Raw genomic sequence first — 23,961 nt, 5'->3', positions numbered from 1 at the left:
CTCCTCAGCGCAGCACGTCGCGCAGCCAGGCCGCAGCGTCGTCGAGATAGGCCTGCGCGCGCGGTACGAAGGGCGCGAAGCTGGCAAAGCCGTGCAGCATGCCTTCGGCGCGTACCCATTCGACATCGGCACCGACTGCGCGCGCGCGCTCGGCAAAGGCTTCGCCTTCGTCTCGCAGCGGGTCGCATTCGGCGCTCACCAGCAATGTGCGCGGCAGCGCGCCAAGGCCGGCGGCGTGCAACGGCGAGGCCAGCACATCCAGCGGCGCCGGCCAGCTACCCAGGTACTGGCGCCAGAACCAGTGCATCATCGACGCTTCGAGGAAGTAGCCGCTGGCGAACTCGCGGTACGAGGCGCTGCCGCAGCTCTGATCGGTCACCGGGTAGAGCAGGCACAACGCACTGGGCAGCGGCCCGCCGCGCAGGTTGAGCAGGCGTGCGGCGGCGATGGCCAGGTTACCACCGGCACTGTCGCCGGCCAGGGCCAGGCGGGTGGCGTCCACATCCAGTTCGGCGGCGCGCGCCACGAGTTCCGCCACGGCCTGGCAGCAGTCATTGGGTGCGGCCGGGAACGGCGCTTCCGGCGCCAGCCGATAGCCCACCGACACCACCACTGCGCCGCTGCCCAGCGCGATACGCCGGCAGAGGTCATCGTGGGTGTCGAGGGTGCCGGCGACGAAGCCACCGCCGTGGAAGAACACCAGCAGCGGCAGACCGGACTCGTCGCTCGGGCGATAGAGGCGCGCCGGCAGTTCGCCGACCACGCGCAGCTCGCGTACCTCTGCCATCGTCGGCGGCTCGCCGGCGGCCAGCCCCTGGTCGGCGAAGCTGCGGTAGGTCACGGCGTCGAGTTGCTGGAAGTCCAGGGCAAAGGCCCCGGCGAACTGTTCCAGCAGGGCCTGCATGTGAGGATCGAGGGCCATGTTCACTCCTTATACGTCGGCCATCAGGAAGACCGGGTTGGTCTCGTCGAGGATGCTTTGCGTGCGCGCCTGCAGCGCGGGCTTGAAATCGGGGTGCGGGAGAATCCAGAAGCGCTTCTGATGGATGGCGGCGAACACCTGGGCGGCCAGGAGATCGGCCGGCATGCCTTCGCGGATGCTCTGCTCCAGTTGCGCACCGAGTGCGGGACCGGCGCCTTGGCCGGCCTGATCCGAGGCCATGATGCGACTGGCCACCGGCCCCGGGCAGAGTACCGAGACGCCGACCGGGGCGCCGATGGCCACCAGCTCGTGGTGCAGCACTTCGGAGAGCGCCACCAGCGCCTGCTTGGTGACCGTGTAGGCAGCCAGGAATGGGCTGGCGAGCAGCCCGGCCAGGGACGCAGTGTTGATGATGTGCGCAGGTCTGCCCTGCGCCAGCAGCACCGGCACGAAGGCGCGCAGGCCGTGGGTGACGCCCAGCAGGTTGATGTCGAGCATGCGCCGCCACTGCGCTTCACTCAGCTCCCAACTGGCGCCGGTCTGCATGACACCGGCATTGTTGAACAGCAGGTCGACGCCGCCGAAGCGCGCCAGGGTGGCATCGCGCAGGGCGAAAAGGTCCAGCTCGCAGCTCACATCCGTAACCTGCGCCAGCACCTCGCAGCCGGTCGCGGCCAACTCGCTGGCCAGTTCGTCCAGCCCCGCGCGGTCGCGGTCGGCCAGGGCCAGGCGCATCCCCAACCCTGCCGCGTGCTGCGCCAGGCCACGGCCAATGCCGCTGGCGGCGCCAGTGATGACGGCCACGCGGCCAGCTTGCTGCTCGCTCATCTTTCCACCGTTTGTCGTTGTTGTCGGTCGATGACGGTGTTATCGCCGGCCAGGGGGCTGGCGGCATCGTCCACCCGGACTAGGGCGCGCCCTCGTCCGTTCAGACGATGCCGCGGACGCTCTGGCTTGCAGAATCCCAACCAGGCTCGTGCCGCCCTTCTGCCTGCGGCAACCTGATGGGAGAACAACAAGATGAGTACGCTGCACCGTATCGAAGCGCGCCCGGTAGAAGAGCGCTACGCGCGCGGCTGGCACTGCCTGGGGCTGGCCAGCCAGTATCGCGACGGCAAGGCCCATCGCCTGGATGTATTCGGCACCCGCCTGGTGGCCTTCCAGGGCGAGGATGGCCAACTGCACATTCTTGACGGCTACTGCCCGCACATGGGCGCGGACCTCAGCGACGGCTGCGTGGAAGGCAACAGCCTGCGCTGCCCCTTCCACGAATGGCGCTGGGGCGCCGACGGCGTGTGCGATGACATCCCCTATGCCAAGCGCATCCCGCCAAGGGCGAAAATCAAGTCCTGGCCGGTCATGGAGCAGAACCACCTGCTATTCGTCTGGAACGATCCCGAAGGCAACCCGCCCATCGCCGAGCAGGCCATCCCACGCATCGACGCCTGTTACGACGCAGAGTGGGCCGAGTGGGAAGTGGCAGAACTGAAGATCGACACCAACTGCCGCGAGCTGGTGGACAACGTCTCCGACATGGCGCATTTCGACAGCGTGCACAAAGCGCCCATCGACGAATTCAGCAACCACTTCGAAAGCCACATGGCCACCCAGGTGATGCGCGGCCGCAGCGCGCGCCTGTCCGGCGACAGCGAGCTGCGCACCGTAGCCACCTACTACGGCCCGGCCTACCAGATCACCTGGATGACCGGCGCCATGGGCGGCCAGCCGATCGAGTCGATCCTGCTCAACTGCCACGTGCCCATCGACCAGAACAGCTTCACCCTGCGCTACGGCGTACTGGTGAAAAAGGTGCCGGGCCTGTCCGCCGAGGACAACCGCGCCATGGCCCTGGCCTACGTGGAGCAGGCGCGCGCCGCCTTCTACGAGGACGTAGCCATCTGGCACAGCAAGACCCGCGTCGACAACCCGCTGCTGTGCGACGGCGACGGCCCGGTGTACCAGCTGCGCAAGTGGTACGAGCAGTTCTACACCAACATCGCCGAGCTGCCGACGGGCCTCGCCGAACGCAAGAGCTTCGTGGTGCGGGCAGCACAGGCGGAACCGGCCTGAGCCACCGGTCCCCTGCCTTGCGGGACCGATTGCCTTTTGCGGAATGCGCCGATTAATCTCGTCGGCGCTTTCCTACAACAACAATAAAAAATGGTTCTACCGATGGCACAGTCGCTCGATCTCGACCAGTTCAGCGGGATGCTCGGCAATCTCTACCAGGGCCCCCTGGAGCCCACGCCGTGGCAATCCTTCCTCAACCAGCTCAACCAGTTCCTCGAGGCCAAGTACGTCACCTTCATCCTGCGTCCGCCAAGCGACCAGAGCGAAGGCCTGATGGTCAACACCAACGGCAGCTCGGCCGAGGTCGTGGCGTCGTACAACCAGTACTATTTCAACCTCGACCCCTTCGTCGACCTGCCCAGCGGCCAGGTGGTGATCCTCGAGGAGTTCGTCTCCAAGGAACAGTGGCTGGCGTCGGAGTTCTACCGCAACTTCCTCGAGCCGGTCGGGGTGTTCCACATCCTCGGCGCCGACATCCGCACCAGCGACGGCGCCCTGTGCCGCATCCGCGTCAGCCGCGGCGTGGAATCGCCCGGCTTCACCGACAACGACAAGGCCCTGCTGGCCTATTTCGTCCCGCACCTGGAGCGCTCGGTGGCGCTGCATACGCAGATCAACCGCATCGAGACGGAACGCAACCTCTACGCCGGCGCGGTGGACCAGTTCGCCGTCGGCACCATCATCCTCGACGAAGCCGGCAAGATCCTGCAGACCAACCAGGTGGCGGAAAACCTGCTGCGCGAGAAGGACGGCCTGAAGATCAGCGCCGACAGCCTGCAGGTCGGCACTCCGCGCGACTGCCAGGAGTTTCGCCGGTTGGTGAAACAGGCGCTGCAGTCGCAGAAAGGCGCGCAACCCTCGGTGGTGGAGGCCATGCGCGTGCAGCGCCCGTCCGGCCGCGCGGACCTGGGCATCATCGTGCGCTCGGTGCCGCTGAGCGAATGGAACGAGGGCAAGCACTGCCCGTCGGTGGTGATCTTCGTCAGCGACCCGGAACAGGAGTCCCGCGCGCCGCAGGAAATCGTCAAGGCGCTGTTCGACCTGACCCCGGCCGAAGCGCAGTTGGCCATGCTGCTGGCCAACGGTCTGACCCTGGACGAGGCCTCGGAAGAATTGAACATCAGCCGCAACACCGCGCGCGCCCACCTGCGCTCGACCTTCTCCAAGACCGGGGTGACCCGCCAGACCATGCTGGTGCGCCTGATCCTGCGCAGCGTGGCGACCCTGGGCTAGTCCGAGCGGACGATTTGTCCGCCGGCCTCGGCGACTAACGTGGGACACCCCCAGTTGGTCGACGAGGTCGCCAGCATGTCCAGACTGATTCCGCTGTTCGTGGCGCTGATCTTCTGCAGCTGCCTGTTCACCGCCCACCTGATGCTGGATATCCACGAACGCTCGGCACAGCAGGTGCGTCTGGCCGCCCAGCGCTCGCTGCCGGCGCCGTGCGACCTGGGGAGCTGCTTGCGGGCAGTGCCGTGATGAATGCGCCCGGTTTGAGCAAGGTGCAAGCGGCCGGCACACAGAAGCGGCGTATGACCGCGAACGGTCATACGCCCTACGGCCATCACGGATTTGTAACCCTCGGCCGCTAACGTGCTCGCCCACATTCCGCACGCCGCCCCCCAGGGTCGGCGCGGCTCCCCCGGCGCTGCCAGAAGACGGACCATGACGGTAGACACGAGCACCTCGCGCAAGCAGTTCCTGATCCGTTCCGAGAACATGACCGCCGACGACTTCGGCGAGCTCTACACGCGGATGTTCGGCAACCTCTATTCGGGGATGCCGCGCCCGGAACGGCCGATCGCCATCGGCGGCGTCTACGGGCGCTACGAAGGCGTGAGCTTCCGTCGTCTGAGCTTTCGCGGCGACCTGCTGACCGAGATGCCGGACCTGGATGACGAGATCACCTTCATATTCCCCAGCGCCGGCCGCGTCGTCTTCAACCAGTGCAGCGACAGCGTGGGCTTGCCCAGCGTCGGGCTGGCCATGGAGAAGGCTTCGGTGCGTTCGGTCGGTTTCATCGACGGCCACGCGCACCATGGGCTGTCGGTGCGCCGCTCGCTGTTCGCCCGCCGCCTGGCCACCCTGCTCGGCCGGCCGATCACCCACAAGGTGCGCTTCCAGCCGCGGGTGGACCTGAGCAACGACGCTTTCCAGGGCATCAAGGCCATCGTCGCGATGGCTACCGGCAACGAGTTCGACCTGCTGATCAACTCCAGCGCGCTGATGCCGGCGCGCCTGCAGGAAATGCTGGTGGATTCGGTGCTGGAAATCTGGCCGCACAACTACAGCGATGCGCTCAGGCGCCCCGCCCCGCAGATCGCTCCGCGCCATGTGAAGCTGGCCATGGACTATATCCAGGAGCATCCCGACGCCATGGTCAGCGGCAGCGACCTGGCCGAACTGACCAACGTCAGCCTGCGCGCGTTGCAGGAAGGCTTCCGTCGCTTCGTCGGCAGCTCTATCGTCGCCTATCAGCGCGAGGTGCGCCTGCAGCGCGCCTATGCTGCGCTGCAACAGGACAGCACGCAGTCGGTCAGCGAGATATCCCTGGCCCTGGGCTTCAGCAACGTCGGGCGCTTCTGCCAGTACTTCCAGAACGCCTACGGCATGAGCCCGGCAGACCTGCGCAGGAATCTGTCGACGCCTGCCCAGGGAAGCAACCTCACCCTGCTCTCAACGCTCGCCGGCTAGGCTCCAGCCAGCTCGGTTCGCGAGCAAGCTCGCTCCTACAGGGTTTCGAGCTCTTCGTAGGAGCGAGCTTGCTCGCGAACATCGCCATCAACGTGGCAATGTAGATCAGCCGCCTAGGGCGCATAACCCGGAACGAATTACCCGTCCTACTCGCTGGAAAGCAAGGCGGCCCGCCGCGTATGACGCGACGGGCCGCTTGGACAGCGCGATGCGATCAGAACTGGTAGCTGGCCTTCAGGCTGCCACTGGCACCGTGGCTGCCGCTGCCGCCCAGGGCACCGACTTCGGCGCCGACGCTGAAGTCGCCCTGGCTGGCGGTCAGGCTGAAGGCGCCGCTGAACTGGTCGCGGTTGTCGAAGGCGGCGCGCTGGGAGACGTCCAGGCCCAGCAGCTGGCCATCGCTGTCGACCTTGTAGTCGCCCAGCGCGTGGTCGTAGCCCACCTCCAGGCCTGGCACCATCTGCCAGCCGCTGCCGAGCTCCACCGGAGCGAAGGAGGCCTTCAGGTTGGCGTAGGCGCTACGGCGGTTTTCGCTGATGTCGTCGACGTCCAGCGCCAGTTCGCTGCCCTTCTCCTGGAAGCCGTCCAGGTCCAGGTGGCTGTAGCGCAGGCCGATGCTCGGCTCCAGGGTCACGGTGGACACCGCCGCGCGGTAACCCAGGGCGACACTGGCGCCACTCAGGTTGCCGCTGGTGTCGCCCTTGGCCTTGCCCAGGCCGCCGCCAATGTCGCGCTTGCTGTCGTAGTCGAGCCAGCCGTAGCTGAGGTCGGCATCGACGAACAGGCCCTGCTCCAGGTTGTCGAGGGCCAAGCGCGCACCGCCACGGACGAAGGTCAGGTCGGTATCCACTTCGCCGCCGGCACCGCCGACGCTGCCCTTGCTATAGCCGAAACCGGCGTTGCCGCTGAGCTGTTCGGAGAAGCGCTGGGTCACACCGACCATCATGCCCTGGGTGTGTTCGTTGCTGCTTTGCGCATCAGAGGTGGCGGAGTTGCCCTGGTAGCCGGCCAGCGCGGTGGTCCACAGGCGGGTCTGCCCGGTCTTCAGATCGACGCCGCTGGCATAGGGCGCGGCAGCGCGATCGATCAGCGCATCCTGGCGCAGCAGGTAGCTGGCCGCGTCGGCATGCACCTGCCCGCCGACGGTGGATTCGACGCCGCCAAGGGTGCCGGCGTCGATGGCCGACTGCAGGTAGTAGTTGTATGCGGTGTAGGCACCGGAGAGGCTGCTGTTCTGCAGCTGGGTCAGCAACTGGGCACCGGCGGCAGCGTTGCCGGAAAGCCCGGCGGTACCCGGCAGGGTGCCGTAGTAAACCATCTTGCCGCGCAGCACGTAGATGGTCTCCTGGGACAGGCCGAGACCTTCCTTCAGGTAGTTGTCCATCGTGCCGTACTCGGCAGTCACCTCGTCCAGGCCGGCCTGCAGGTAGCTGGCCTGCACGCCGATCAGCGGCTCGTAGATCGCCGCCATGCTCGCCGGCATCATCGCCAGGGTCGCCTTGATCCGCGCGGCGGTGTAGTCGTTGGTGGCCAGGTAGTTGTCCATGATGGTCTGGCTGTCCACCCCGGCGATGCTCAGCAACACGGCGGCGGTCCAACCGGTGCGGTCCTTGCCGGCGGTGCAGTGGAACAAGGCAGCGCCGTCGGCGGCAGCCAGTTCGTTGAACAGCGTGGTGAACTGGCCGCGCATGCCGGCGTCGTTGACGAAGGCGCGGTTGGTCTCTTCCATCATCTGCACGGCCTGGGCGGCGCTGGTGAAGGAGATGTTGGTGATGTTGGCGCCGGAGGTGGTGCTGCCGATGATGTCGATGTTGTGGTAGGCCGCCCCGGCCGGCAGGGTGTCAGGCGTGCCGGCGATCTCGCTGGGCGTGCGCAGGTCGAACACGTCGCTGATGCCCAGGCTGCCCAGCACCGCCAGGTCCGTGCCCTTGGGCGTCAGCGCGTTGGAGCGGTAGAACACCCCGGAGCGCATCACGCCGTCGTTGCTGGTCGTGTAGGCAGTGGTGGTTCCGGCGATGTCGCGGAAGTTATCGATACCGGCCAGGTGCGGCGTGTCCAGGGCGTAGGTCTCAGCTGCGTTGGCGCAGGCGATGGACAGGCTGAGCAGGGACAGGCCGACGGTGGAAGCGGAAAGCAGAGCACGATGAAACACGATGTAGCCTCTTTGAGCTTGTTGGCGTGGCTACTATCGGCAGGGTTTTCAGGCGCGAATATGACAATCGCGCGGCATCGGGAAATGCCGGCGCGATCTGTCCGTGGGGTGCGTTTTCTGTCCGTGGAGCTAGTCGTCGCGGTGCCCGGTGGACTCGCGGTCACGCTCGTAACGGTGGCGCATCGGAAACGCCGGCAGCCACGCTTCGCGGCGACAGGTCCACAGCTCATAGGTGGGCTGGAACTGGTCCGGCGCATCCAGCGCACCGAGCGCCACCTCGATCTCGCCGGGGCTGCGGCCGAACACCGAGGAACCGCAGCGCGGGCAGAAGCTTCGCCCCTTGTACTCGTGGGACTCACCCTCGATCTGCACGGCGCTCTCGGGGAAGATCGCCGATGAATTGAACAGCGCGCCATGGTGCTTGCGACAATCCAGGCAATGGCAGATACCGACCCGGTACGGCTGGCCGGTGGCTTCGATGCGCAGGCTGCCGCACAGGCAGCTGCCGGTGACCTTGTCCATGTTGCACCTCTTCATTGGGCAGGAGTGATGATGACCCGCCCGGTCTGTCGATGTTCAGTCTTCCAGACCGACGCAGGCCAGTACGGCGGCATGCCATTGCGGGTTGTCCAGCAGCCGTGGCAGCAACCCCTTGTGGCCGGCACCAGGCACCACCAGCAGCTCACGCTGGCTCGCGCGGGTCGCGGCGGCATGCAGGCGCTCGGGGATTTCCAGCGGGATCACGCTGTCCTGCTCGCCGGCCACCACCAGCAAGCGGCCACGGAAGCGCCCGAGGATGTCCCAGGCGTCGCTGTCGGCCCAGCTGCGCGGACGACGGATGATCGCCGAGAAGTCCGGCCCGAACGGCACCTCGTGGGCTTCGGGGGTATAGATGCCGGGCACGATGAGGATCAGCGCCTGCGCCTCCAGTTCTTCGCTCAACCGCAGCGCGTTGTAGGCGCCCATGCTGATACCGGCCAGCGCGGTCGGACGCACGCCCGCCTGTTCGATCACCGACTGCGCCTGCTGGCTGCGGCGCTGCAGCGAGGAATCAGCGAACACGCCGCCGGTCTGGCCGTGGCCGATGCAGTCCAAAGCCGTCGACCCCACGCCGCGCTGCCACAACGACCGACGCAAGCCATCCCACACCGAGCGATTGCTGGCACCGCCACCATGAATGCCGAACAGGTGCAGCGACGAGTCGCCCTTCAGGGTGTCGGCGTGGAGTTCGCGCCCATCGAAGGGCACGCGGAAAGTGACAGCGGACGACATGCGGTAGACCTGGCGGGATGGGCTTCTTGAAGGCCTGCGAGCATAGCTGATCCGCAAAGTGGGAGGCCGATTTGGCCGTTTCGCGATATTCGTCGTCCGGATCGCGTGAGACAGCCGCCTTGGCCGCGCCTAGCATAGGCCACCCAAATACGAAAAACCCCGGCGCGCCCTGCCCGCGCGCCACACCTTGCTGCCCCGGAGTCCCATGTCTACCACCGCTTCTTCCCTGGCCACGCCGTCCGTGGCCAGCCAGGCTAGCCCGCTGGTCATGCGCGTGATCGGCGCGTGCGCCCTCGCCCACCTGACCAACGACCTGATCCAGGCCGTGCTGCCGTCGATCTATCCGGTACTCAAGGCCAACTATGGCCTGAGCTTCACCCAGGTCGGCCTGATCACCCTGACCTTCCAGCTGACCGCCTCGCTGCTGCAGCCCTGGGTGGGCTATCACACCGACCGCCATCCCAAACCCTGGCTGGCGCCGCTGGGCAGCGTCTGCACGCTGATCGGCATCCTCATGCTGGCCTTCGTCGGCAGCTTCCACGCCATCCTGCTGGCCTCGGCGCTGGTGGGCATCGGCTCCTCGACCTTCCACCCGGAAACCTCGCGCATCGCGCGGCTGGCCTCCGGCGGGCGCTATGGGCTGGCGCAGTCCACCTTCCAGGTCGGCGGCAACGCCGGCAGCGCCTTCGGCCCGCTATTGGCGGCAGCCATCATCATTCCGTACGGCCAAGGCAACGTGGCGTACTTCGGCCTGTTCGCGGTGTTCCTCGTCGGCGTGCTCTGGGGCCTGAGCCGCTGGTACAGCCACCACCTCAACCTGTTCAAGCTCAAGGCCGGCGGCGTGGCCACCCACGGGCTGTCCAAGGGCCGGGTGACGGCGTCCCTGGTGGTGCTGGCGCTGCTGGTGTTCTCCAAGTACTTCTACATGGCGAGCTTCACCAGCTACTACACCTTCTACCTGATCGAGAAGTTCGACCTCTCGGTGGCCAGCTCGCAGCTCTACCTCTTCGGCTTCCTCGGTGCGGTAGCGGCCGGCACCTTCTTCGGCGGCCCGGTGGGCGACCGTATCGGGCGCAAGGCGGTGATCTGGTTCTCCATCCTCGGTGTCACGCCCTTCACCCTGGCGCTGCCCTACGTCGACCTGTTCTGGACCAGCGTGCTGAGCCTGGTGATCGGCTTCATCCTCGCCTCGGCCTTCTCCGCCATCGTGGTCTACGCCCAGGAACTGGTGCCCGGTAACGTCGGCATGATCGCCGGGGTGTTCTTCGGCCTGATGTTCGGCTTCGGCGGCATCGGCGCGGCCTTCCTCGGCCACCTGGCCGACATCCATGGCATCGAGTACGTCTACACGCTGTGCTCCTACCTGCCGCTGCTGGGCTGCCTGACGATTCTGCTGCCGTCCACGAAGAAGAAAGCGTAACCCCCCTGCCGCCGGCCCCGAGCCGGCGGCAGACCCTTCGCCCGGCCATTCGTGCGCGGGCAAATGTAATGGATTGTTGTAAAGCGCCCTGAGCGTCGCCGGCGATACATTTGCGCTGCCTGGGCCTCGGGCCATCACTGTTAGCCTTTCCGCAATGCAAATAACTCGCATTTGCCGGAGAGCTTTCCGTCCATGTCGTCCCGCTTGAACCTCACTCCCGTTACCCGTTCCGACGCACCTCTCACCCTTGCCCCCATCGTCGGCCTCGCCTCCTTCATGGCGATCCCGCTGAGCGCCTGGGCCGATCAACCTCCCACCGCCGATGACCAGGACGCCCTGGCCCTGCCCGACAGTACCGTGCAGGCCACCCGGGAGTCGCCCTACAAGGTCGACCACGCCAGCTCGGCGAAGTACAGCGAACCGCTGCGCGATACCCCACAGAGCGTCACGGTTCTCTCCGAGACGCTGCTCAAGGAGCAGAATGCCCAGAGCCTGAAGGACGCCCTGCGCAACGTGCCGGGCATCACCTTCAACTCCGGCGAGGGCGGCGGTGGCGTGGGCGACAGCCTGACCATCCGCGGCTTCAACGCCGACGGCAACATCTACCGCGATGGCGTGCGCGACCCGGCCAAGTACTCCCGCGACGACTTCTTCAACACCGAGGGCGTGGAGGTCTTCAAGGGCTCCAGCACTGCGGCCTGGGGCGTTGGCGCCGTTGGCGGCGCGGTCAACCTGGTGACCAAGACCCCGCAACTGGATGACTTCAACCTGCTCAGCGGCGGCGTCGGTACGGCCAACTTCAAGCGCGGTACGCTGGACGTCAACCACCGCATCGACGGCCTCGGCGAAGGCGCGGCCTTCCGCGTCAACGTGATGGGCGCCAACACCGGCACCGACGGCCGCGACTGGGTCGGCGACGAACGCTACGGCTTCGCCCCCTCCTTGGCACTGGGCCTGGGCACCGACACCCGCGTCACCCTGGCCTACGAATACCTGCATGACAACGCCACGCCGGACTACGGCATCCCGACCGTCAACGGCAGCAACGGCAGCTCGCCGCACCGCGCTGGCGGCGCCAGCTGGAGCAGCTACTGGGGCTGGCGCAACCTCGACTACGAGAACAACGAATCGCACCGCGTGAACCTGAAGTTCGCCCATGACTTCAACGATGACCTGAGCCTGGACAGCCGCTTCACCTGGTTCCACCTGGACCACGACTTCTTCGTCACCACCCCCGGTGGCGATGCGAACGCCGGCGCGCCGGGCATCCAGGCCGGCAAGGGCATCTACCGGCGCAACATCAACACGCCGCTGCGTTCGCAAACCAACGAGACCTACAGCAACCAGACCAACCTGACCTGGCACTTCGATACCTTCGGCATCGGCCATACCCTGGTCGGCGGCTTCGACCTGAGCAAGCAGACGCTGGACTCGAAGACCGGCGCGCTCACCGCCGCCAGCCGGACCACCATGGGCAACCTGCCGGTAGCCAGCAACGACTGGTCGAAATACCCCTATGCGCTGGACACCTACACCTCCGCCAAGCAGTCGGTGGAGCAGCTCGACAAGGCCTTCTACCTGCTCGACACCCTGAAGTTCGACGAGCACTGGCAACTCCACCTGGCCGCCCGCCAGGACCACTTCGACACCCGCGTGCTGGACAGCGAGACCCGCGCCAGCCAGAGCGCCGCCTGGGTCGACAAGGGCAGCTCCTCGCAGAACGAGAAGCTCACCAGCGTGCACACCGCACTGACCTACAAGCCGGTGGAGAACGGCAGCCTCTACGTCAGCTACGCCAACGCCAGGCAACCTTCTGGCGTGCTCGCGGTGGCGCAGACCGGCAGCATTGCCTCGACCAAGGGCGACCGCGGCAAGACCTACGAAGTGGGCAGCAAGTGGGAATTCCTCGACGGCCAACTGGCACTCAACGGCGACGTGTTCGAGACCAAGCGCCAGTTGACCTACATCGACGACGAGGAGCTTTCCGCCTATACCGGCGGCGAGGAGCGGGTGCGCGGCATCGAGCTGTCCGCCAGCGGCAACATCACGCGCAACTGGTCGCTGTACGCCGCCTACGTACACCAGAACAGCAAGCTGGTGAAGCCCTACAACGGCTCGGACAAGGGCGTGCAACTGGCCAACACCCCGCAGAACGCCCTGAGCCTGTGGAGCACCTGGCAGCTGCCGGACGATCTGGCCCTGAGCTACGGCGTGCAATATGTGGACGACGTGAAGATCTATCCGGGCCTCGGCTCGACCATGACCCGCGCCGGCCAGAGCACCGTGCCCGGCTACGTAGTGCACGACGCCATGCTCAGCTGGCAGGCGACCCAGGACGTGCAACTGCGGTTGAACGTCAACAACCTGTTCGACAAACACTACTGGAGCCAGTACAACGGCCGCGGTTACGGCGTGCCGGGCGCAAGCCGCGGTGCGGTGCTGAGTGCGGATTATTCGTTCTGAGCATTGATCAGCGCGGCTGACGACGCACCGATCCGTTTTTCGTAGGAGCGGACTCCGTCCGCGATAGGCCCGCATCGCGCCGGACAGCATCGCGGACAGAGTCCGCTCCTACGCAGGTCAATCTGCTCCGCCGCTCACTTCAACCGCGAACCTGTCCACCAACAGGACTCCCTCCCCGGAACCGGGTGGGCAGGCTCGCGACCCGATCCCCGCTGCACTCTTTGTAGGAGCGAGCTTGCTCGCGAACCGGCACGGCACGCTGCCAAGCGCTTCGCGAGCAAGCTCGCTCCTACAGGCACTGCATGCTTCCGAGCGGTGGCGCGACACGTTCAACCGCGAACCTGTCCACCAACAGGACTCCCTCCCCGGAAACCGGGTGAGCAGGCTCGCGACCCGATCCCCGCCGCACTGTTTCCTTATAGGAGCGAGCTTGCTCGCGAACCGGCACGGCACGCTGCCAAGCGCTTCGCGAGCAAGCTCGCTCCTACAGGCGCTGCATGCTTCCGAGCGGTGGCGCGACACGTCCAACCGCGAACCTGTCCAGCAACAGGACTCCCTCCCCGGAAACCGGGTGGGCAGGCTCGCGACCCGATCCCCGCTGCACTGTTTCCTTGTAGGAGCGAGCTTGCTCGCGAACCGGTACGGCACGGAGCCAAGCGCTTCGCGAGCAAGCTCGCTCCTACAGGCGCTGCATGCTTCCGAGCGGTGGCGCGACACGTCCAACCGCGAACCTGTCCAGCAACAGGACTCCCTCCCCGGAAACCGGGTGGGCAGGCTTGCGACCCGATCCCGATTAAGCGGCCGACCGTAGGGCGTATAACGCTCGGCGTTATACGCCGTTTGACCATGCCTCCACCCCACGCAGCGGCGTAAACGGCGTACAACCGCGAACGGTTGTACGCCCTACATGCCGCGGTCGAACAGCAGTGTTGCTTGAAGACCGCCACCCTCGCGGTTACGCAGCTCCAGCCGGCCATGATGCGCCGCGGCAATGGTCTGGGCGATGCTCAGGCCCAATCCGTAGCCGCCGGTGGAGCGGTTGCGCGACTGTTCCAGGCGATAGAACGGTTCGGTCACCCGCTCCAGCTGCTCTGGCGCAATCCCCGGCCCGCGATCCAGCACACGGATGCACAGCGCCTGGGCGCTGTCTTCGACCTCGACTTCGGCGCCACCGGCATAACGGATGGCGTTCTCCAGCAGATTGAGCAACGCCCGCTGCAGGCTCAGCGGATACCCCGGAAGCGGTTGCAGCGCGCGCCCGGACAGTGAAACCTGCTCGCCCTGCTCCTCGAAATCCGCCTGCAGGCTCTGCAGCAGCGCGTTCACGTCGAGGTTCTGTCGCGCCTCGTCGAGATCGCTGCCGCTGATGAAGTCCAGGGTCGCGGTGACCATGCCTTCCATATCGTCGAGGTCCTTGCGCAGCTTCTGCCGCGCAGTCTCGTCGTCGAGCATTTCCGTGCGCAGGCGCAGCCGGGTGATCGGCGAGCGCAGGTCATGGGAGACGGCGGCGAGGAAGCGCATGCGCTCGCCGAGGTTGTGGATCAGGCGCTGCTGCATGGCATTGAAGGCGCGGGCGGCGCGGCGCACTTCCAGCGGACCTTCTTCAGCCAGCGGCGGGCGCTGGATGTCCTGGCCCAGGGCTTCGGCCGCGCGCGCCAACTTGTCCAGCGGGCCGATGGCCAGACGTACCGCCAGCAACGCCAGGAGCACGACGACGATGATGCGCAGCAGGTACAGGCGCAGCAGATAGTCCAGGGCTACATCGAGGGTCGACTGGCTGCTCCAGCCCTGCCCTTCGAGCATCTCCAGGCGCAGCCATTGGCCATCGCCCAGCGGCGCTTCCAGCAACAGGTGCGCCTTGCTGCCACTGCCGGTGAACAGCCCTGCCAGCCCGCTGCGCTCACCAGCGCCGTCGCGCAGTTCCACCTGCAACAGGCGCAAGCCTTGCGGGTCGCCCCCTTGATCGTGAACAGCGCGACGCAGCAGGCGCTCAGCCGCGGGGTCGATAGCCCCCTCCGACTCCTCCATCGAATCCACCAGGCGCGCCTCGAACCCCGGCCGGTCAAGCGCACCCAGCGCCTGAGCAAAATCCGCCGGCTGACGCTGGTGCAGATGCTGCAGATCGGTCAGTCGCGCCGCCGCCAGGCGCAGGGGAATCTCCAGCGCCTGGGTGTGGCGCACGTCGTACCAGATGCTGCCGGTGAGCACCTGGGCGGCGATCATCCCGCCTACCAGGATCACCACCAGCCGCCCGAACAGCGTGCGCGGCCACAGGCGCATCAGGCGCTGACCACGTCTTCGGCGGTGAGCATGTAGCCCTGGTTGCGCACGGTGCGGATCAGCCTCGGCGACTTCGGATCATCTTCCAGGTGCTGGCGCAGGCGGCTCACACAGACGTCGATGGCGCGGTCGAAGGGCAGGCGCTCCTTGTCGAACACCTGACGCAACAGAAAGTCCCGACCGAGCGGCCGATTGGGATGCTGCAGCAGCAGGCGCAGCAGGCGGAAATCCGATCCAGCCAGCGCAATGCTCAAGCCGGCCGGCGAGCGCAGGTGACGGGCGCGGGTATCCAGCTCCCAGCCGGCGAAGCGCAGGGTCGCCGCTTCGTCCACCTGGGCGCGCTGCGGGAAGCTCTGCACCCGGCGCAGCACCACCTTGATCCGCGCCAGCAGCTCGCGCGGGTCGAAGGGCTTGGGCAGGTAGTCGTCGGCGCCCATCTCCAGGCCGATGATGCGGTCGATCAGCGTGCCGCGCGCGGTGAGCATGATCACCGGCACGTCGCTGCGCGCGCGCAGGTCGCGGCACAGGGTCAGGCCGTCCTCGCCGGGGAGCATCAGGTCGAGCACCACCAGGTCCACCGGCTGGACTTCCAGCTGGCGCTGCATCTCGCGGCCATCGGCGGCGGCGGACACCTGGTAGCCCATGCCCTTGAGGTAGTCGGCCAGCAATTGGCGGATCTCGGGGTCGTCGTCGACGACGAGGATGTGGTCTGGCCTGGACATCGGGAAACTCGCGGCGGGTCGCTAGGGTTCCGGCTGCTGGCGAGGACAGCACGGCGCAAATGTAATGGAATGTTGTGGCGCGGGATTTCACGCCGATCCAATACAAAGCCGTCCAGATCGCCCGCAGCGGCAGCGGTAGAGTGGTTTTGCAAATGCGATTAATTCTACTTCATGCCCAGGTCGTTCCGCATGCCCTTCCTGTCGTTCCGCGATTCCCGCTCCCGTCTGAGCCATTCCCTCGTCACCCTCGCCCTGCTCTGCCTCGGCTGGTTCGGCCTCGCCCTGCCCGCCCAGGCGCTCACCGTCACCGATGTGCTCGGGCGCAAGGTCGAGGTCAGCGGCAACGCCCAGCGCATCGTCCTGGGTGAAGGCCGGCTGTTCTTCGCCCTGGCCCTGCTCGACCGCGACAACCCGTTCCAGCGTGTGGTTGGCTGGCAGAACGACGTGCGCCTGCTCGACCCGCACACCTTCGACGTCTACGCCCAGCGCTTCCCCCAGGTGAAGCAGATCCCGCTGATCGGCCAGGCTTCGGAGCAGAGCGTGAGCGCCGAACAGATACTCGCGCTGAAGCCGGACCTCGCCGTGTTCAGCATCGCCGGCGAAGGCCCGACCCAGCACAGCCCGGTCCCCGATATCCTCGCCGCCGCCGGCGTGCCGGTGGTGTTCGTCGACTTCCGCGTGCATCCCATCGAGGGCGTGCGCACCAGCCTCACCGCACTGGGCGCGGCGCTCGGTCGCCAGGCCGAGGCAGACCAGTACCTGAAGTTCTATGACGCCCACCTGCAGCGCATTCGCGATGGCGTAGCCGGCCTGGATGACGCGCACAAGCCGAGCGTGTTCCTCGAACTCCTGGCCGGCGTCTGGCAGGCGCCGGGCCACACCACCGGCAAGAGCGGGCTGGGCAGCGTGATCGAGGCGGTGGGTGGGCGCAACATCGCGACCGGCGTGGTGCCCGGAGCGCTGGGTGACATCAGCGTGGAGTACGCGCTGTCGGCAAAACCGGATATCTACATCGCCACCGGCAACCGCCAGCCGGGGCTGATCCTGGGCGCCGGCGTCAGCCAGCAGCAGGCCCGCGAGAGCCTGGGCAAAGTCCTGCAACGCCCGGAGTTCGCCAGCCTCGACGCCATCCGCAACGGCAAGGCCCACGGTCTCTGGCATGACTTCTACAACTCGCCGTTCAACATCCTCGCCGTCGAGGCCATGGCCCGCTGGGTCCATCCGGAACGCTTCGCCGGTCTCGACCCGGCGCAGACGCAGGCGCAGATCAACCAGAACTTTCTGCGCATCGGCCTGGACGGCACCTACTGGATCGATGCCGACAAACAGCAATGAACGCCGCCACTGAAAACTTCGACCTGCAGCTGGCGCGTCGTGAGCGCCGGCTGCAGCTGCGCCGCCGCGGTGCGGTGCTGATCGTCCTGCTGGCCCTGCTGCTGGGTTCCTTGGCCTGGGACCTGCTCAGCGGGCCGTCCGGGCTGACGCCTTCCGCCTTGCTCCACGGCCTGCTTCATCCAGGCGAGCTGGAGCCGAGCCAGCGGGTAATCATCTGGAACGTACGCCTCCCCTACGCGGTAATGGCGCTGCTGGTGGGCGGCGCGCTGGCGCTGGCCGGCGCGGAGATGCAGACCATCCTCGACAACCCGCTGGCCAGTCCTTTCACCCTCGGTGTGTCGTCGTCGGCCGCCCTCGGCGCCTCCCTGGCGATCTTCTTCCACCTGGGCAACGCCTGGCTCTCGGCCAACGCCGCTGTGTCGCTGGCTGCCTTCGTCTTCGCCTGCCTGTCGCTGGTACTGCTGCAACTGCTCTCGCGCCTGCGCGGCGGCGGCGTAGAAAGCCTGGTGCTGTTCGGCATCGCCCTGGTGTTCAGTTGCAACGCGGCGGTGGCGCTGCTGCAGATGATGGCCAGCGAGGACGTGCTGCAACAGCTGGTGTTCTGGACCCTCGGCAGCCTCGCCCGCGCCGACTTGCACAAGGCCGGCGCGCTGGCGCTGGTACTTGCGCTCTGCCTGCCCTTCTCCCAGGCCGCGGCCTCGAAGCTCACCGTGCTGCGCATGGGCGAGGACCGCGCCCGCAGCCTGGGCGTGGACGTGCGCCGCCTGCGCCGCTTGGCCCTGCTGCGCATCTGCCTGCTGTCGGCGTGTGCGGTAGCCTTTGTCGGCACTATCGGCTTCATCGGCCTGGTCGGCCCGCACATCGCGCGGCTGCTGATCGGCGAGGACCAGCGCTTCTACCTGCCCGCCAGTGCCCTAGTCGGCGCACTGCTGCTGTCGCTGTCATCGGTGGCCAGCAAGCTGCTGATGCCGGGGCTGATCGTGCCGGTGGGCATCGTCACGGCGCTGGTCGGCGTACCGGTATTCGTCGTGCTGGTCTGCCGGGGAGGACGCCACGCATGAGCCTGCTTGCGCAAAATCTGACGGTCGCCTATCGCCGCCACGCCGTGGTCCACGACGTGACGCTGCCGGAACTGAAACGTGGCACCCTCACCGCGTTGATCGGCCCCAACGGCGCGGGCAAGTCCACCCTGCTGCGCGGCCTTGCAGGCCTTGAGCGCGTGCGTGGCGACTTGAGTCTGGACGCCCAGCCGCTCGCCTCGCTGGCGGCCGGCGAACGTAGCCGGCGCATCGCCTACATGCCGCAGCACTTGCCAGGCGGCATCGCCCTGAGCGTACTCGACGCCCTGCTCGCCAGCCTGCGGGTCAACCCGTTCGACAGCGAACTGCGCCGCGCCGACCCGCTGGCCGCCGCCCTCGAAGCGTTGCACCGGGTCGGCATCCTGCACCTGCGCGACCAGCGCCTGGACCGCCTCTCCGGCGGCCAGCGGCAGATGGTCAGCCTGGCTCAGTTGCTGGCGCAACGCCCGCAGGTATTGCTGCTGGACGAACCCACCAGCGCGCTGGACCTGAACTACCAGCTGCGGGTCATGCAGTGCGTGCAGGAGGAAGTGCGCCGCCACGGCCTGATCGCTATCGCCGTGCTCCATGACATCGGCCTCGCCGCTCGCTACGCCGATCAGTTGGCGGTGCTGCACCAGGGCCGGCTGGTAGCCGCCGGCGACGCCGAAAGCATCCTCACGCCGCAGCTGTTCGGCGACGTCTATGGCGTGCAGGCACGGGTGGAACACTGCTCGCGGCAGACCCTGCAGATCATCATCGACGAAGTGGCCTGCTGAGCCTTCAGCCGTCGCGGCGCTGCGGCTCGGTGGCGTGCACGAACACCGTGTAGGTATCGGCCGGGTGCGCCACGCCGGCCTGGTCCAGCGCGCGGGCGATGGAACCGCGGTGGTAGGTCGCGTGGTTGAGGATGTGGAAGAACATCTCCTCACGAGTCAGGCTGCCGCTGCGGCCGTCGGTGAAGCGGAAGCGAATGACTTCACACGCCTGCTCCGGAGTCAGCGCCGCGAGCCGCTCGACGTACCACTGGCCGGAAGTCAGCAGGCGTTCGCGCAGCTCGTCGTAACCGGGAACTGCCTGGGTATTGGTCGCCGGATGCGGGTCCGCCTCGCCGCTCAGGCGCGCGCGGAACAGGTCCTCGACGATGGCCATGTGGTTGAGTTGCTGGAGCGCGAAAGCGTGCTGCTCGGGAAAGCGCTCGGCGTCGATCTGGGCGATGGCATCCAGCGCGCGGCGGTCCGACCAGCATTTGTAGGCGAAGGCCTGGGTCAGCATCGCAATTCCTTGTTGGCGGCTATTGATGGCGAAGGCGGCACTGTAGCGCATCCGGCACTTGGGTTGCGCCGTCCCAGCTGCCAGACTGGCGACAGCCCCAAGGACGATTCGCTGCCATGAAAAACCCCGATATCGAAGCCATCCGCGCCTTCCTGCTGGTCGCCGACCTGAAGAGTTTCACTCGCGCTGCCGAGGTCACCGGCACCACCCAGGCGGCCATTAGCCTGAAGATCAAACGCCTGGAGGAATCCCTGGGCCGCCCGCTACTGGAACGCACGCCGCGCCGCGTCACCCTGTCAACACAAGGTTCAGTATTCCTCGCCAGCGCCCGTCGCCTGCTGCAGAGCTACGACGAAACGTTGCGCTGCTTCGACGCGCCCCGCCGTACCCTGCGCATCGGCGTGAGCCACCACATCCTCGGTGCGGACCTGAGCCACTGGCTCAGGCGCCTGGCGCAGGCCGATCCGCAAGTGATAGTCGCCTTCAGCCTCGGCACTTCGCGGGACATGCTGGAGAGCTACGAAGAAGGTGCGCTGGATATCGCGCTGATCCTGCGCCACGACAACCGTCGCCAGGACGGCGAGGTGATCGGCCGCGAACGCTTCGGCTGGATGGCCGCCGAATCCTTCGAACTGGCGGATGGCGCGCCGCTGCCACTGGCTATCCAGCCGGCACCGTGCGGCATGCGCAGCATGGTCGCCAGCGCGCTGCAGACGCAGAACCGCAGCTGGAGCGAAGCCTTCGTCGGCTCGGGAATCCTGGCCATCGGCGCGGCGGTGTCGGCCGGTATCGGCATTGGCGCCATGGTCGAACGCATGGCGCCGGCGGGCTGCACGGATGTACGCGAACGCTTCGATCTACCCGAGCTTCCGCCCCGCGACGTGGTGCTCTACAGCGCCCATCGAGACGCCCAGACCCGCGCCCTGATCAGCACGCTGAGCCAGGCCATCGCCGCCTGAGCCTCAGTGCAGGAGCACGCCTAGGCGCGCCAGGAACAACGCCAGCGCGCCGATCAGCGTGCCGCACAAGGCGACAGCGGCAAAGTGGATGAAGGCGAAGTCGCGAGCTTCGATCGGTTCGTGGTCCATGAACGGCACTTCCTGAGCGGCGGTTGGGAGGCGCCAGTATCGAAAGTGCCGTGCGGGACAAACAGCGCGCGCCGGCTATTTCAGTGATAAGCGAAATGCCTCAGTAGCCGGTCTGGCGATTCACCGTATGCAGCAGCTCGGCGCCATCCAGGTCACGCAGGATATTCTTCGCCACCACCGCCGCGCCGCCTTCCACCTGCATGGTGCTGGCAATGTGCGGAGTGACCCAGACCTGCGGATGCGACCACAGCGGATGGCCCTCGGGCAGCGGCTCTTCGTGGAACACATCGAGGATCGCCGCGCCGACCTGCCCGGCGTCCAGCGCAGCGACCAGATCGGCTTCCACCACATGCTCGCCACGGCCGACGTTGATCAGCCCCGCGCCTCTAGGCAGTTGCGCCAGCGTCTCGCGGTTGAGGATGGCGCGGGTGCTGTCGGTGAGCGGCAGCAGGTTGACCAGGATGTCGCACTGGGACAGGAAGCTCGCCAGTGCCTCGGGGCCGGTGTAGGTCTTCACTCCGTCGATCTGCCGTTCGGAGCGGTTCCAGCCCAGCAACTGGAATTTCAGATGGCGCAGCTGCGCGAGGCACGCCTGGCCCAGTTGGCCAAGGCCCATCACGCCGACGCGGCTGGTCGAAGCCGGCAGAATGCTCAGCGGCTCCCACACCTGGGCAGCCTGGGCCACGCGGTAAGCCGGCATTTCGCGGTGCAACGCCAGCGCGGACATCACCACGAACTCGGCCATGATGTCCGCCAGGGAGTCATCGACCATGCGCACCAGCGCTACCGATTCGGGGATCTTCGACAGGTCGAACTGATCCACCCCGGCCCCGGCCGCGAACAGTACGCGCAGGCCGGTATAGCGCTGGATATCGGCGACGGCCTTCCAGGTCAGCAGATAGGTAACGCGCGCCGGATCGACCGCCTCGAAGCCTTCGACGAACTCAAGGTCCGGCACCTGGGCGGCCAGCAGGGTTCGCCACTGGTCCGCGTGTTCGGGTTCGGCGTTGTAAAGAAAGATCACGTCCTGTTCCTCGCTCTTGTTCTTCGCACGTCCGGCCAGTTAACCAGCTGCTCAACGCAAGGAACACCTCCGGCGAGAAACTGCGGGCCCGCAGACCGACGCGCCCAGGCCGGCCTCGGCTACTTGGCCGAGCGCACGCAGCCCAGGCGCACTTCCTTCGACGGCGAGTGGCCGAAGAACGAGGTGTAGCACTTGCTGAAATGGCTGGGCGAAACGAAACCACAGGCCAGCGCCACCTCCACCAGCGACAACTCGGAATGCTGCAGCAGGCGCCGGCTTTCGGTAATGCGCAGCTCCAGGTAATAGCGCACCGGCGAGGTGCCCAATTGTTCCTGGAACAGCCGCTCCAACTGGCGCTTGGAACGCCCTACGCACTCGGACAGCTGATCAGTGCTCAGCGGCTCCTCGATGTTCGCGCTCATCAGGTTGAGCACATCGCGCAGCGGCTGCGTCATCTTCTCGTGCAGCGCCGGGCGGGTGCGGCGGTAGCGCGATTCCTCGAAGGCGAGGATGTCGACGATGCCCTCCACCAGTTCGCGGCCGTGCAGGTTGTGAATCCACTCCAGCACCAGGTTGAAGGCGCCCGTGGGGCTGCCGGCGGTCAGGCGGTTGCGATCGAGAATGTAGCTTTCGGCGGTGACCACGCAGTTGCGCGCCACCTCCGCCAGCGAAGCGCGATTCTCCGGATGCACAGCGCATTTGTGGCCATCCAGCAGGCCGGCCTTGCCGAGGAACCAGGCGCCATTCCACAAGCCCGCCAGCGCAATGCCGCGCTCATCGGCAAGCTGCAGCAGGCGGCTGAGCCCGGGCATGTCCTTGAGCGGCGTGCGCAAGCCGCCGCAGACTACCAGCAGGTCCATATCCAGGTACCTGCCTTCCAGCGCGGCCGCCGGACAGATCACCAATCCAAGGTCGCTGGTCACCGACTCGCCATCGAGGCTGTAGGTGCGCGTGGCGAAGGCGCCTTCACGGATCAGGTTGGCGGTGACCAAGGTGTCCAGCGCCTGGGTGAAAGCCGGCAGCGAGAAGTTCTCCAGCAGCACGAAACCGACTTTGCGCTGACGCTGCGGCTCGCCTTTTCGGTCATCGACAAAGCGCAGGTTCTGCCCCTGCATCGACTCGCTGAACTGCCTTCTTTCCACTGCTGCCTACCTGTGCGAATTCTTGTTGGCAGGTGCGCTCGCGCGATTTGAGCCTGGCCTGCCTCTTGTGGAAAGGGATTATACAAATGCCCCCGCGCCCGGCTATTGCTTCCTTGCACGGGAACGGGCCGTGTCAGCGCTAGGCAGCTCTGGCAGTTCAGAACCCTGCATTGCGCCAGAAGGCCATCACCGCCTGCAATCCGTAGGCACGGAATCCTCTTCCACGAGCGACTGCTTCTGCCCTGAAGTGGACACCCTCTGGGCTACCCAATCTCCAGGCGCTGGCCATCGGCGGGAATGAGCAATCTGTGGGCGATCCCCGTCTCGATCGCTGCCTGCCTCAGCTCCTGTCGAGTGACAGGGCAATGGTTGATAGCTTCCAGGTGGTTTGCAACGACAGTGCCTTCGCTGAGGGTGGCGAATTCCAGGACATCCTCCAGCCCCATGATGATGTCCCCGCCAACATCGAAGCGCGCACCTCCGGCTGGAATGACGCAGACCTGCGGCTGATGCTGGATGACGAACTCCCGAACGGTTTGCGTCAGTACAGTATCTCCGGCCAGATAGATGCTGGGTTCGCCTGGATACTCGATCAGATAGCCAACTCCGTGCTCCATCATGCGCCCGACCAGCCCACCGCCATGGGTGCAGCGCACGGTGCGAATCAGGCCGCCCAGAAACGCGACAGGATCACTGTGGCCCTCCGCCAACGGCTGAACGTTCAGCTTTCGCCTGGCCAGGTAGGCAGCGTCATGGGGCGTGCAGATAACCGGGATATTTCGTGAAACCAACCATTTGATCGCTGCCCGGTCAAGATGGTCAAAGTGGCCCTTCTGGCAGTGGGTGATGAGGCAGTGGGTGACCGAGTTCAGAGCCTGTTCCGTCGAAGCCGGCAACTCGACGGTCGGGTTCCGCTGCCGGGAGGAAAACAGCCTCAGCGACGGAAGCGTACCTTTGCCAGCAAGCATCGGATCGACCAGGATTCGCTTGTCGTCCAGTTCCAGAATGATGGTTGCGTTGCGGATCTGCTGAATCTTCATCGTG

Annotated in this window: 22 protein-coding genes; 10 read left to right on the top strand and 12 right to left on the bottom strand. The window is 66.4% G+C overall.

Annotated elements, in window-relative coordinates:
• Positions 1 to 4 precede the first annotated feature (4 nt).
• A complete protein-coding gene (locus AC2T4A_RS17685) occupies positions 5 to 922 on the bottom strand; it encodes an alpha/beta hydrolase (protein WP_486741373.1) in 918 nt (305 codons plus the stop codon).
• 9 nt (positions 923 to 931) lie between these two features.
• Complete coding sequence (locus AC2T4A_RS17680) at positions 932 to 1,750, bottom strand: SDR family NAD(P)-dependent oxidoreductase (protein ID WP_478378710.1); 819 nt, start codon at positions 1,748 to 1,750, stop codon at positions 932 to 934.
• A 192-nt stretch (positions 1,751 to 1,942) separates the two neighbouring features.
• Between AC2T4A_RS17680 and AC2T4A_RS17675 the strand changes: the two genes are divergently transcribed.
• From AC2T4A_RS17675 to AC2T4A_RS17660, 4 genes are all read left to right on the top strand, one after another.
• Positions 1,943 to 2,992, top strand: a complete 1,050-nt coding sequence (locus AC2T4A_RS17675; protein ID WP_416749279.1) for a 3-ketosteroid-9-alpha-monooxygenase, oxygenase component — start codon at positions 1,943 to 1,945, stop codon at positions 2,990 to 2,992.
• Between the two features lie 102 nt (positions 2,993 to 3,094).
• Positions 3,095 to 4,225: a helix-turn-helix transcriptional regulator gene (locus tag AC2T4A_RS17670; protein WP_416749276.1), complete on the top strand. Its 1,131-nt coding sequence runs from the start codon at positions 3,095 to 3,097 to the stop codon at positions 4,223 to 4,225.
• A gap of 75 nt (positions 4,226 to 4,300) precedes the next feature.
• A complete protein-coding gene (locus AC2T4A_RS17665; protein WP_416749274.1) occupies positions 4,301 to 4,471 on the top strand; it encodes a hypothetical protein in 171 nt (56 codons plus the stop codon).
• Positions 4,472 to 4,657: 186 nt separating this feature from the next.
• Complete coding sequence (locus AC2T4A_RS17660; protein ID WP_486741372.1) at positions 4,658 to 5,686, top strand: AraC family transcriptional regulator; 1,029 nt, start codon at positions 4,658 to 4,660, stop codon at positions 5,684 to 5,686.
• A gap of 214 nt (positions 5,687 to 5,900) precedes the next feature.
• Here the strand turns inward: AC2T4A_RS17660 and AC2T4A_RS17655 are convergent, their stop codons facing one another.
• From AC2T4A_RS17655 to AC2T4A_RS17645, 3 genes are all read right to left on the bottom strand, one after another.
• Positions 5,901 to 7,838, bottom strand: a complete 1,938-nt coding sequence (locus AC2T4A_RS17655; protein ID WP_486741371.1) for a tyrosine-protein phosphatase — start codon at positions 7,836 to 7,838, stop codon at positions 5,901 to 5,903.
• Positions 7,839 to 7,967: 129 nt separating this feature from the next.
• Positions 7,968 to 8,360 (bottom strand): GFA family protein, encoded by a 393-nt coding sequence (locus AC2T4A_RS17650; protein ID WP_486741370.1) that lies wholly within the window; start codon positions 8,358 to 8,360, stop codon positions 7,968 to 7,970.
• A 54-nt stretch (positions 8,361 to 8,414) separates the two neighbouring features.
• On the bottom strand, positions 8,415 to 9,110 hold the full coding sequence (locus AC2T4A_RS17645; protein ID WP_486741369.1) for an alpha/beta fold hydrolase: 696 nt from the start codon (positions 9,108 to 9,110) through the stop codon (positions 8,415 to 8,417).
• A 205-nt stretch (positions 9,111 to 9,315) separates the two neighbouring features.
• Between AC2T4A_RS17645 and AC2T4A_RS17640 the strand changes: the two genes are divergently transcribed.
• Together AC2T4A_RS17640 and AC2T4A_RS17635 are read left to right on the top strand one after the other, a co-directional pair.
• Positions 9,316 to 10,530, top strand: coding sequence for an MFS transporter (locus AC2T4A_RS17640; RefSeq protein WP_416749265.1), 1,215 nt, complete (start codon positions 9,316 to 9,318; stop codon positions 10,528 to 10,530).
• Between the two features lie 192 nt (positions 10,531 to 10,722).
• Complete coding sequence (locus AC2T4A_RS17635; protein ID WP_486741368.1) at positions 10,723 to 12,993, top strand: TonB-dependent receptor; 2,271 nt, start codon at positions 10,723 to 10,725, stop codon at positions 12,991 to 12,993.
• Positions 12,994 to 13,896: 903 nt separating this feature from the next.
• Here AC2T4A_RS17635 and AC2T4A_RS17630 read toward each other — a convergent pair.
• Together AC2T4A_RS17630 and AC2T4A_RS17625 are read right to left on the bottom strand one after the other, a co-directional pair.
• Positions 13,897 to 15,273 carry an ATP-binding protein gene (locus tag AC2T4A_RS17630; RefSeq protein ID WP_486741367.1) on the bottom strand — a complete coding sequence of 459 codons (1,377 nt, stop codon included), beginning with the start codon at positions 15,271 to 15,273 and terminating at the stop codon, positions 13,897 to 13,899.
• Positions 15,273 to 15,995: a response regulator gene (locus AC2T4A_RS17625; RefSeq protein ID WP_416749259.1), complete on the bottom strand. Its 723-nt coding sequence runs from the start codon at positions 15,993 to 15,995 to the stop codon at positions 15,273 to 15,275. The genes AC2T4A_RS17630 and AC2T4A_RS17625 overlap by 1 nt, the downstream gene beginning before the upstream one ends.
• Before the next feature lie 189 nt (positions 15,996 to 16,184).
• On the opposite strand from AC2T4A_RS17625, the gene AC2T4A_RS17620 reads away from it, so the two are divergent.
• The 3 genes from AC2T4A_RS17620 to AC2T4A_RS17610 are packed head-to-tail and all read left to right on the top strand — an operon-like array spanning position 16,185 to position 19,167.
• Entirely contained in the window at positions 16,185 to 17,330 is a 1,146-nt protein-coding gene (locus AC2T4A_RS17620; protein ID WP_486741366.1) for an ABC transporter substrate-binding protein, read from the top strand.
• Positions 17,327 to 18,391: a FecCD family ABC transporter permease gene (locus tag AC2T4A_RS17615; protein ID WP_486741365.1), complete on the top strand. Its 1,065-nt coding sequence runs from the start codon at positions 17,327 to 17,329 to the stop codon at positions 18,389 to 18,391. The genes AC2T4A_RS17620 and AC2T4A_RS17615 overlap by 4 nt, the downstream gene beginning before the upstream one ends.
• Complete coding sequence (locus tag AC2T4A_RS17610; RefSeq protein ID WP_486741364.1) at positions 18,388 to 19,167, top strand: ABC transporter ATP-binding protein; 780 nt, start codon at positions 18,388 to 18,390, stop codon at positions 19,165 to 19,167. Before AC2T4A_RS17615 ends, AC2T4A_RS17610 begins: the two co-directional genes overlap by 4 nt.
• 4 nt (positions 19,168 to 19,171) lie before the next feature.
• Here AC2T4A_RS17610 and AC2T4A_RS17605 read toward each other — a convergent pair whose 3' ends face one another.
• Positions 19,172 to 19,663, bottom strand: coding sequence for a DinB family protein (locus AC2T4A_RS17605; RefSeq protein WP_486741363.1), 492 nt, complete (start codon positions 19,661 to 19,663; stop codon positions 19,172 to 19,174).
• A 116-nt stretch (positions 19,664 to 19,779) separates the two neighbouring features.
• Between AC2T4A_RS17605 and AC2T4A_RS17600 the strand changes: the two genes are divergently transcribed.
• Positions 19,780 to 20,622, top strand: coding sequence for a LysR family transcriptional regulator (locus AC2T4A_RS17600; protein ID WP_486741362.1), 843 nt, complete (start codon positions 19,780 to 19,782; stop codon positions 20,620 to 20,622).
• Between the two features lie 3 nt (positions 20,623 to 20,625).
• Here AC2T4A_RS17600 and AC2T4A_RS17595 read toward each other — a convergent pair whose 3' ends face one another.
• The 4 genes from AC2T4A_RS17595 to AC2T4A_RS17580 all read right to left on the bottom strand — a co-directional run bounded on the left by AC2T4A_RS17595 (position 20,626) and on the right by AC2T4A_RS17580 (position 23,957).
• Positions 20,626 to 20,751: a hypothetical protein gene (locus AC2T4A_RS17595; protein ID WP_416749248.1), complete on the bottom strand. Its 126-nt coding sequence runs from the start codon at positions 20,749 to 20,751 to the stop codon at positions 20,626 to 20,628.
• A 100-nt stretch (positions 20,752 to 20,851) separates the two neighbouring features.
• Entirely contained in the window at positions 20,852 to 21,775 is a 924-nt protein-coding gene (locus AC2T4A_RS17590) for a 2-hydroxyacid dehydrogenase (protein WP_486741361.1), read from the bottom strand.
• Positions 21,776 to 21,894: 119 nt separating this feature from the next.
• Positions 21,895 to 22,917, bottom strand: coding sequence for a GlxA family transcriptional regulator (locus AC2T4A_RS17585; protein WP_486741360.1), 1,023 nt, complete (start codon positions 22,915 to 22,917; stop codon positions 21,895 to 21,897).
• Positions 22,918 to 23,180: 263 nt separating this feature from the next.
• On the bottom strand, positions 23,181 to 23,957 hold the full coding sequence (locus AC2T4A_RS17580) for an MBL fold metallo-hydrolase (RefSeq protein ID WP_486741359.1): 777 nt from the start codon (positions 23,955 to 23,957) through the stop codon (positions 23,181 to 23,183).
• Positions 23,958 to 23,961: the final 4 nt, after the last annotated feature.

It is taken from the genome of Pseudomonas sp. PVC-3-1 (assembly GCF_057444315.1).
Note: the sequence above shows the minus strand (reverse complement) of the source record. Positions and strands in the feature narration are given on the sequence as shown.

Excerpts from the sequence above, each read along its gene's own strand:
- AC2T4A_RS17685 (WP_486741373.1), bottom strand. The coding sequence starts at position 922 with ATGGCCCTCGATCCTCACATGCAGGCCCTGCTGGAACAGTTCGCCGGG.
- AC2T4A_RS17680 (WP_478378710.1), bottom strand. The coding sequence starts at position 1,750 with ATGAGCGAGCAGCAAGCTGGCCGCGTGGCCGTCATCACTGGCGCCGCC.
- AC2T4A_RS17675 (WP_416749279.1), top strand. The coding sequence starts at position 1,943 with ATGAGTACGCTGCACCGTATCGAAGCGCGCCCGGTAGAAGAGCGCTAC.
- AC2T4A_RS17670 (WP_416749276.1), top strand. The coding sequence starts at position 3,095 with ATGGCACAGTCGCTCGATCTCGACCAGTTCAGCGGGATGCTCGGCAAT.
- AC2T4A_RS17665 (WP_416749274.1), top strand. The coding sequence starts at position 4,301 with ATGTCCAGACTGATTCCGCTGTTCGTGGCGCTGATCTTCTGCAGCTGC.
- AC2T4A_RS17660 (WP_486741372.1), top strand. The coding sequence starts at position 4,658 with ATGACGGTAGACACGAGCACCTCGCGCAAGCAGTTCCTGATCCGTTCC.
- AC2T4A_RS17650 (WP_486741370.1), bottom strand. The coding sequence starts at position 8,360 with ATGGACAAGGTCACCGGCAGCTGCCTGTGCGGCAGCCTGCGCATCGAA.
- AC2T4A_RS17645 (WP_486741369.1), bottom strand. The coding sequence starts at position 9,110 with ATGTCGTCCGCTGTCACTTTCCGCGTGCCCTTCGATGGGCGCGAACTC.
- AC2T4A_RS17640 (WP_416749265.1), top strand. The coding sequence starts at position 9,316 with ATGTCTACCACCGCTTCTTCCCTGGCCACGCCGTCCGTGGCCAGCCAG.
- AC2T4A_RS17635 (WP_486741368.1), top strand. The coding sequence starts at position 10,723 with ATGTCGTCCCGCTTGAACCTCACTCCCGTTACCCGTTCCGACGCACCT.
- AC2T4A_RS17630 (WP_486741367.1), bottom strand. The coding sequence starts at position 15,273 with ATGCGCCTGTGGCCGCGCACGCTGTTCGGGCGGCTGGTGGTGATCCTG.
- AC2T4A_RS17625 (WP_416749259.1), bottom strand. The coding sequence starts at position 15,995 with ATGTCCAGGCCAGACCACATCCTCGTCGTCGACGACGACCCCGAGATC.
- AC2T4A_RS17620 (WP_486741366.1), top strand. The coding sequence starts at position 16,185 with ATGCCCTTCCTGTCGTTCCGCGATTCCCGCTCCCGTCTGAGCCATTCC.
- AC2T4A_RS17615 (WP_486741365.1), top strand. The coding sequence starts at position 17,327 with ATGAACGCCGCCACTGAAAACTTCGACCTGCAGCTGGCGCGTCGTGAG.
- AC2T4A_RS17610 (WP_486741364.1), top strand. The coding sequence starts at position 18,388 with ATGAGCCTGCTTGCGCAAAATCTGACGGTCGCCTATCGCCGCCACGCC.
- AC2T4A_RS17605 (WP_486741363.1), bottom strand. The coding sequence starts at position 19,663 with ATGCTGACCCAGGCCTTCGCCTACAAATGCTGGTCGGACCGCCGCGCG.
- AC2T4A_RS17600 (WP_486741362.1), top strand. The coding sequence starts at position 19,780 with ATGAAAAACCCCGATATCGAAGCCATCCGCGCCTTCCTGCTGGTCGCC.
- AC2T4A_RS17595 (WP_416749248.1), bottom strand. The coding sequence starts at position 20,751 with ATGGACCACGAACCGATCGAAGCTCGCGACTTCGCCTTCATCCACTTT.
- AC2T4A_RS17580 (WP_486741359.1), bottom strand. The coding sequence starts at position 23,957 with ATGAAGATTCAGCAGATCCGCAACGCAACCATCATTCTGGAACTGGAC.